Source organism: Runella sp. MFBS21 (assembly GCF_029433105.1).
GTDB lineage: Bacteria > Bacteroidota > Bacteroidia > Cytophagales > Spirosomataceae > Runella.
This window is the reverse complement of record NZ_JARNTW010000003.1, coordinates 684,395-691,717: the sequence shown is the minus strand read 5'-3', so window position 1 is coordinate 691,717 and position 7,323 is coordinate 684,395. Positions and strand designations below refer to the sequence as shown.

Here is a 7,323-nt window from a genome sequence, read left to right as displayed (position 1 = left end):
GAGGCCGCACACCGAACAGTTATACAGTCACGAATGAAACTATCAGGTCAGAGATGGGCCAAGACCGGTGTGGATGCAATGCTTAAGTTACGAACAAGGTATGAGTCGGATAGGTGGTGCGAAGTCAAAAAGAAAGTGCTCCAAATCAATTTTAAGCATCTAAACAATGCGGCATGAAGGCGACAATTTGCAATGCACCCCACCGTAAATGGTAAATAATAAAACAAAAGTGGTAGTAAAATTTTTAAACATAAAAAATTAAATGAGAGGTTGAAGTATAAAAACTACGCAATGTTACGCATAAATATTTATTATAAAATATTCTAAAGAATACAGTCTAATGGAATATTTCGTAAGGTTTTGGTATTCAGTGATTTGAGGTTAATGGTAAAAAAGAATTTTTTATTGGAAAGATATTGGCGCTTTTTATTAGGCATGAAGCGCATCGAAATTTTGGAAACAGTGCTACAACTATCACAGAGTGGTATTTCATTACCCCTTAAATAGACTTTATGGTTAGTTTCAATTAAGAGTGTTTTTAGATGAAAAAAATAGATAGGTGTTTTGTGAAGAAAATATACCAAAAAGAACGAATAGGATTGTCGTAAACTAAACACTGGAGGCCAAGAAGAAAGTGAAGTGAATCTCTGGGTTTTTTATGTAAATAGGTCATGATTTTCAAACACCTCTATTTGAAATCATGACCTATTTTATTATTTACAAATCTCCTATTTAGTCTTTACTTTGGGTAGTAGATGTTAGGGATGAGTTTCATGGAGAAGCTGTATCAACTTCACGGTTTCTACGGCTTCTTTTACGTCATGTACTCTTAAGATACTTGCGCCATTGAGCAGGGCCACGGTATTGAGAGCGGTGGTGCCGTTGAGGGATTGGTCGGGAGTGATGTTGAGTTTTCGCCAAATCATCGACTTACGCGACACACCCACTAACAGAGGGACGTTGAGAATCTCAAATGCTCTTAGCTCTCGTAGTAGTATGTAGTTTTGGTCGGCGTTTTTGGCAAATCCAAAACCCATATCGGCTACAATATCTTTGACGCCTAGCTGCTGCAATTCATAGATTTTGGCTTGTAGCTCCCGTATGATGTCCGTCACAAGGTCGTCGTATTGATTCAAGTCTTTCATAGTTTGGGGGGTGCCTCGGCTGTGCATCAGGATATAGGGCACCTGAAGGGCGGCCACCGTCTCAAACATAAGCGGGTCGAGGTTGCCTCCGGCGATGTCGTTGATGATGTGCGCCCCTGCTTCGATGGCTTGGCGAGCTACCGACGCTCGGAAGGTGTCAATCGAGATAATGGCCCTCGGAAAATGCTTGCGGAGCATTTCTACGACCGGAAGCACACGATTAGCTTCTTCGGTTTCGCTTACGGCATCGGCCCCTGGGCGAGTGGAGTGCCCTCCCAAATCCAATATATTGGCCCCTTCGGAGAGCATTTTTTCGGCTTTTTTGTAGGCGTCTTCTAGTTGTAACACCCTACTGCCCGAATAAAATGAATCGGGAGTGACATTGAGGATGCCCATGACTTGGGGTATTGATAAGTCCAGTAATTTACCACCGATGTTCAGCGTTTTTTTCATAATTTAGCGGCCAAATAAACGAATAGATAGTCTGATTCGACTCGACTATCGCCTGAAGTGAAACTCAAAAACATGACTGACCTCACTCAAACTGAGCGCGAATATCGGAGTGTAATTACTCGTTGCAAAGATATTTTTACGAAAAAAAATAAAGACTATGGTCCTTCGTGGCGGATTTTGCGACTGCCTTCGATTACGGATCAGATTTTTATCAAAGCCCAACGTATCCGTACGCTTCAAGAAAATGGCTTTTCGAAAGTAAACGAGGGCGAAATCCCCGAATTTATGGGCATTATCAATTATTGTGTCATGGCGCTGATTCAAATTCAGTTAGGCGACGACAAGCGGGTTGATTTTAGCGCAGAGCAGCTTACCGAAATGTACGACCAACAGATGAGCGAAGTATACGAATTGTTGTTCAACAAAAACCATGATTATGGCGAGGCTTGGCGTGATATGCGCATCAGTAGCATGACGGATATTATTTTGATGAAATTGTTTAGAATCAAACAAATCGAAGACAATGACGGTAAAACCCTCATTTCGGAAGGTGTAAAGGCGGGTTATCAAGATATAATCAATTACTCGGTTTTTTGTTTGATAAAATCGGGATTGGCTGCTTAACTTTTCATTAACACGTATTATTGGCGTGATTTTTGAAATTTGAGGCTTACAAACAAAATAATAGTCGCTTTAGAATCTAAAGAACCAAACCATTAATGAAAATCCTAGCCCATATCGTCCGCTTCTTGGTAGGTGGCATTTTTATTTTTTCAGGACTTGTCAAGCTCAATGACCCCGTAGGAACCCAAATCAAACTTGAAGAGTATTTCGAGGTATTTGCTACTGATTTTCCAGTGTTGCACGATTTTTGGATGGGCTTGGTACCTTATGCCTTGTACTTTTCGGTACTAATGTGTGCCGCTGAGGTGATTTTGGGAGTGGCTTTGCTTGTTTCGTGGCGTTTGAAGCAAGTGAGCTGGGTATTGTTGGCACTGATTGTGTTTTTTACGTTCCTGACTTTCTATTCGGCTTATTACAACAAAGTCACAGATTGCGGCTGTTTTGGAGATTTTCTAAAACTCAAGCCTTGGACTTCATTTACCAAAGACATCATACTACTAGTACTGATTATATTTATCATATGGCAACGAAAAGTATATCGGAGTTTTGTGACAGGGTCATTGGTGGGATTTTCGGCGATTTTTTCGGTGGCGTTGGCTTTTTATGCGATTCGATATCTTCCTCCAATTGATTTTTTACCTTATAAAATAGGCAACAATATCCCGCAATTGATGCAGCCTTCGGAGCCACTTCGTTACAAGTATATCATGGAAAAAGACGGAAAAACCGAGGAGTTTGAGAAGTTTCCGACCGATACTACTTATAAATATAAGGAGATGGTACTCATCAATGAAGAGGCCAAGCCCAAAATCACCGATTACAAAGTTTGGAATAACGAGGGAGATTTTACACAGGAGACTTTTAAGGGCAAAAAACTCATCGTCATTATCAAAAATGGTCCAGATCTCAACGTGGCGAGTTTGGCCAAAATCCGTACTTTGATTAATTCGTTCAAAGGGTCAGAGGTGGAGCCATTGATTTTGACTTCAATGAGCGATGCTGCAATCCAAGAAATCACCAAAGCCTACGCCCTCGAAGCACCTTATTTCTTTGCTGATGGCACTGTCTTAAAAACCATCTCTCGTTCGAATCCGGGGGTGTGGTTGCTAAAAGACGGAACAGTGAAAGGTAAGTGGCATTACAATACCACCCCCGACAAGGAAGGTGTATTGAAGAAATTGTAAGCCTTATTATGACAATTTCTTTTGAAGCGTTTTTTGAATCAATGAAAAATATTTTTTTGGTGGGACTGCCTTCATCCGGCAAAACTACCCTTGGTAAGCAGCTTGCCCGTCATATTCGGTATCGTTTTGTAGATATGGATTCTCTGATTGTAAAAGAAACAGGGATGAGTATCAACGATATTTTTGCTCAAAAAGGCGAACCTTATTTTCGAGAAGTAGAGGCCCGCATTTTGCGTGCTATTCGCCCTGATTCTAAGCTTATTATAGCTACGGGAGGAGGCGTGCCCTGTTTTCATGACAATATGAATTATATCAAACAAAACGGCCTTAGTGTCTTTTTGGATGTATCGCCCGAAGAAATCGTAGACCGTATTCTGAAACATTCGTCCGACGACCGGCCCACCTACCAAAAAGCAGATGCGCAGCTGCTTGCCAATCTTCAGCAGAAGTACCACGATCGCCGTTCTTTTTATACACAGGCTGATATTATATTGCAAGGAGAATCTCTCAAAGTAAGTCATCTTTTGGATGTTTTGAAAGATATCGTAACAATCTGATTCCTTTAAATCATTTGTTGCGTGGGAATTATCCCTTTTCATTTGTAAAATCTTACAAAGGGTGGTTTCTTTGCGTTTCCGTTATCAAAAGCCCTCATCTCACAAGCAATGAATTACGATAGAATTTACGAGTACCGTTTTAAGCAAGTTGCCCACGAAAAAAAGAAAGTAATCTGGACACTAATTGCCGAATATTTTTACAAAAAATTAGGGAAACCTCAAAGAATTTTGGATTCGGCAGGAGGTATGTGCGAGTTTATCAATGCAGTACCTTCACCCGAAAAATGGACGGTAGACATTGTAGAAGCTATCAAAAATTACGCTAGCCCAGAAGTGAATCTGATTATTGGTGATATTTTGAAAGTAGAGCTGCCCGAAAATTATTTTGATGCGGTTTTCATTTCCAACTTTCTCGAACACCTTCATAGTCAAGAAGAAGTGGCATTTTTTTTGGAAAGGATGTATAAATGCCTTAAGCCAGGCGGAAAAATAGGTATCATTGGACCCAATTTTAAGTATTGCTATCGCCAATACTTCGATTTTGCGGATCATACTGTAGTCCTTTCGGAGCTTGGGGTAGAGGAGCACTTGTACGGAGCAGGGTTTAAAATTCATGAATCACACGCACGTTTTTTGCCGCTTTCGTTTAGGGGAGGGCTTCCCGTGCATCCGTTGCTAGTAAAACTATACTTGGCGATGCCCTTTACATGGTGGGTGCTCGGCAAGCAGTTTTTAATAGTAGGGGAGAAATAAGTTTACGATGTCAACAATTACCGTATTTTACATCAAATTGCTCTTGGTGATAGCGTCATCCGTGGGTGTTTGGTGGAGTGCTAATGCCCAAGGTTTTTGGGAAAAATTGGAGAAACAACAAAAAGGAAATCAGGTCATTGGGTTAGGGATATTGTTGTTTAGGTTACTTCCTTTTGTCGCGATTTATGTTTTATTGAATTTTACGCCGCGTGGCGATGTGCCTTTTTTTTGGGGCAAAGCTTCTGTCGCCTATCAAGGTGGCATGGTATACAGGGATATTGTCTCGTATCACGCACCTCTTTTTACTTATATTATTACCTTGCCTTTGTGGCTGTGGTATAGTTCCAAAGCAATCGTTTTGTTGATGGTGCTGGTAGAAGCAGCGATTATTTGGGGTACCTACCATACTTATCGTAAGTTTTATGCTCGTGCTTTGCAGTCGGTAGCGATTTATCTGATACTCTCCGCGCCGATGGTAATGGTTCTATTGGGCGGCCAAGAAGACATTTGGATTTGGGGGATTGCGGTATGGATGCTGTACTATTATCACAAAACCCAAAACGATGGCTTGCCACTAGGGGTTCGTTTTTCGGTGGGTTTGATTGTTATCAAAGCCACTTTTGGTTTTTGGTTGTTTCCGTTATGGTTATTGCTAAAAAAACGTTGGGGATTTTTATTGGGCATGGCGCTAGTAGGAATTCCAACGCTCGCGTTACTTTTCTCTATCATGAAGCTGGATTTTTTGATGCCGCTTCAGATGACTACCAATCTCCTCACTCCCAATCTCTTTACGATAGCGCGCCCGTTGTTGACGGCGATGTTAGGACATACTCCTACGTTATCTACGTTTAGTTGGATAGGAGTACTAGTGACCCTTTCCACAGCTATGTGGGTGACGTACCCGGCGCAGCGGTGGTCACTTACGCGGAGTTTGCCGATAGCCTTCTTGTCGACTTTCATTGCCATGACCATCTTTCAGGCGACTTCGCCGGGCTATTATACATTTACTTACATGCTGCCTTTGGTACTGGAAGTGGTGGACTGGAAAAAAAGCAAAGATGTTTTGATCCTTTTGTTTTTCAATGCGGTGTTGGTCGTGCAGCCTTTTTTATTCACTCATTTAGGAAGTCCTACTTACGATGATGCATCGATTTTGACATCACCCTTGTATTTGTTGGAGTATACTCTCCAAATCCTCAATGTAGTTTGTTATGGTTGGTATTTTATAAAAGTATATCAAAAAGCCCGTGAAAGTGTTGTGCACTAAAACGGTCGTTTGCTGTCAGTTAGCCCCAAAAGCATGTTTGTAGTTGTAGCCAAGACGATTATTGCTCTTCTCTGTACGCTTGTCGTAGGAGGGCTAGTGTGGTACCGGACGTCGATATTGCCTTGGCTTCAGCGCCAAAACCCCCGACTTGTGCTACTCGGGGCTTGGATGGTAGCTCGGATTTTGCCTTTTGTGCTTATTTTTATTGTTTTAGATTTTACGCCGTTTTCGGATTTAGACGGTTTTTTTAATCAAGCCAAAGAAGCGGTTCAGCTAAAAACAGTATACCGGGATTTTTACTGTATGTATTCGCCCTTCTTCCCTTACATCAATGGGCTGGCATTGTGGTTTTGGCTTGACAAAAAAGCCATCATCTTGCTCATGATTTTGATAGAAGGGCTTACGCTCTGGACTACCAATCGATTTTATGAGCCAGTTGTCAATGCCCATGAGCGCCTTTATCGGAGTTTGATATATTTATTTTTACCAGGGGCTTTGGTATTGTGTGTGTTTGGGGGGCAAGAAGACGAGTGGATGTGGCTAGCTTTGATAGCAACCTATCTGCTGTGGCAGCGTACGCGTCAGGTAGCTTTGGTAGGGGTAGGGCTGGTGATTGGGTTTTTATTGACCAAAGCGGTATTTATACTAGTGGGGCCGGCGCTTTTGCTGTTGATTCCGAAGCCACTTAAATGGCTCTCGGCAGCGGTGATTTTTGGGTTGCTATGTTTAGGCGTATTGTATCATTATACCGAGTGGGAGTGGCTTGAGCAGCCCCTGCACGAGGCTGCCACCCTACGGGCTCCCAACTGGCTCTCCGTGCTTAATCCGCTTACTTTCGATGTGCTGGGCGCGGGAGCAAAAGCCTGGAATTGGATAGGGCTTTTACTTACTACGGGTATAGGTGCTCTGACGGCCTATCGTTTACGAAATTTAGATTTTCGCTTGTCCTTTTCTGCGGCTTTTGTGATGATTTTCGGGACGATGATGGTAGCTCAGCAAAGTGCCTACAGCAATTATATTTTTATCTTCTTACTGCCATTGACTTTCATTTGGGTTGATTTTGCAAATCGCCGAGAAGTGGTTTGGTTCTTGATTTTCAATGCTTTATCCATTGTTCAGCCTTCTTTGTGGTGGCGACTCAAAAGCCCCTACTATCGCGTCCCTAGCGATGTATGGGCGCAGCCTCTTTATCTGCTCGATTATGCTCTGCAAATAGGAGTCGTCATATGTACTTTTTATTTTCTTCGAATGGTCTGGCAAAAGTCTCTACGTTTAGTGTGATTGTAGAGGAATTTAGGCTAGCTTAACAAACATTTTTCGTTATTTTTTGTTTGAGAATA

At 42.0% G+C, this 7,323-nt stretch carries 7 protein-coding genes; 6 read left to right on the top strand and 1 reads right to left on the bottom strand.

Annotated elements, in window-relative coordinates; translation table 11 throughout:
• Window positions 1–758: 758 nt before the first annotated feature.
• Window positions 759–1,598 carry a dihydropteroate synthase gene (folP, locus tag P1X15_RS10420; protein WP_277338065.1) on the bottom strand — a complete coding sequence of 280 codons (840 nt, stop codon included), beginning with the start codon at window positions 1,596–1,598 and terminating at the stop codon, window positions 759–761.
• A 72-nt stretch (window positions 1,599–1,670) separates the two neighbouring features.
• Here folP and P1X15_RS10415 point away from each other — a divergent pair, with 72 nt between their 5' ends.
• The 6 genes from P1X15_RS10415 to P1X15_RS10390 all read left to right on the top strand — a co-directional run bounded on the left by P1X15_RS10415 (window position 1,671) and on the right by P1X15_RS10390 (window position 7,264).
• The gene (locus P1X15_RS10415) at window positions 1,671–2,222 is read left to right on the top strand and encodes a DUF1599 domain-containing protein (protein ID WP_051211104.1); all 552 of its coding nucleotides are present in this window, start codon (window positions 1,671–1,673) and stop codon (window positions 2,220–2,222) included.
• A gap of 95 nt (window positions 2,223–2,317) precedes the next feature.
• Window positions 2,318–3,406 (top strand): BT_3928 family protein, encoded by a 1,089-nt coding sequence (locus P1X15_RS10410; RefSeq protein ID WP_277338064.1) that lies wholly within the window; start codon window positions 2,318–2,320, stop codon window positions 3,404–3,406.
• Between the two features lie 41 nt (window positions 3,407–3,447).
• A complete protein-coding gene (locus tag P1X15_RS10405) occupies window positions 3,448–3,963 on the top strand; it encodes a shikimate kinase (protein WP_277338063.1) in 516 nt (171 codons plus the stop codon).
• A 108-nt stretch (window positions 3,964–4,071) separates the two neighbouring features.
• Window positions 4,072–4,716, top strand: coding sequence for a bifunctional 2-polyprenyl-6-hydroxyphenol methylase/3-demethylubiquinol 3-O-methyltransferase UbiG (locus P1X15_RS10400; protein ID WP_028666999.1), 645 nt, complete (start codon window positions 4,072–4,074; stop codon window positions 4,714–4,716).
• Window positions 4,717–4,723: 7 nt separating this feature from the next.
• Window positions 4,724–5,983, top strand: a complete 1,260-nt coding sequence (locus P1X15_RS10395; RefSeq protein WP_277338062.1) for a hypothetical protein — start codon at window positions 4,724–4,726, stop codon at window positions 5,981–5,983.
• Between the two features lie 33 nt (window positions 5,984–6,016).
• The gene (locus tag P1X15_RS10390) at window positions 6,017–7,264 is read left to right on the top strand and encodes a hypothetical protein (RefSeq protein ID WP_277338061.1); all 1,248 of its coding nucleotides are present in this window, start codon (window positions 6,017–6,019) and stop codon (window positions 7,262–7,264) included.
• The last annotated feature ends 59 nt before the right edge of the window (window positions 7,265–7,323 follow it).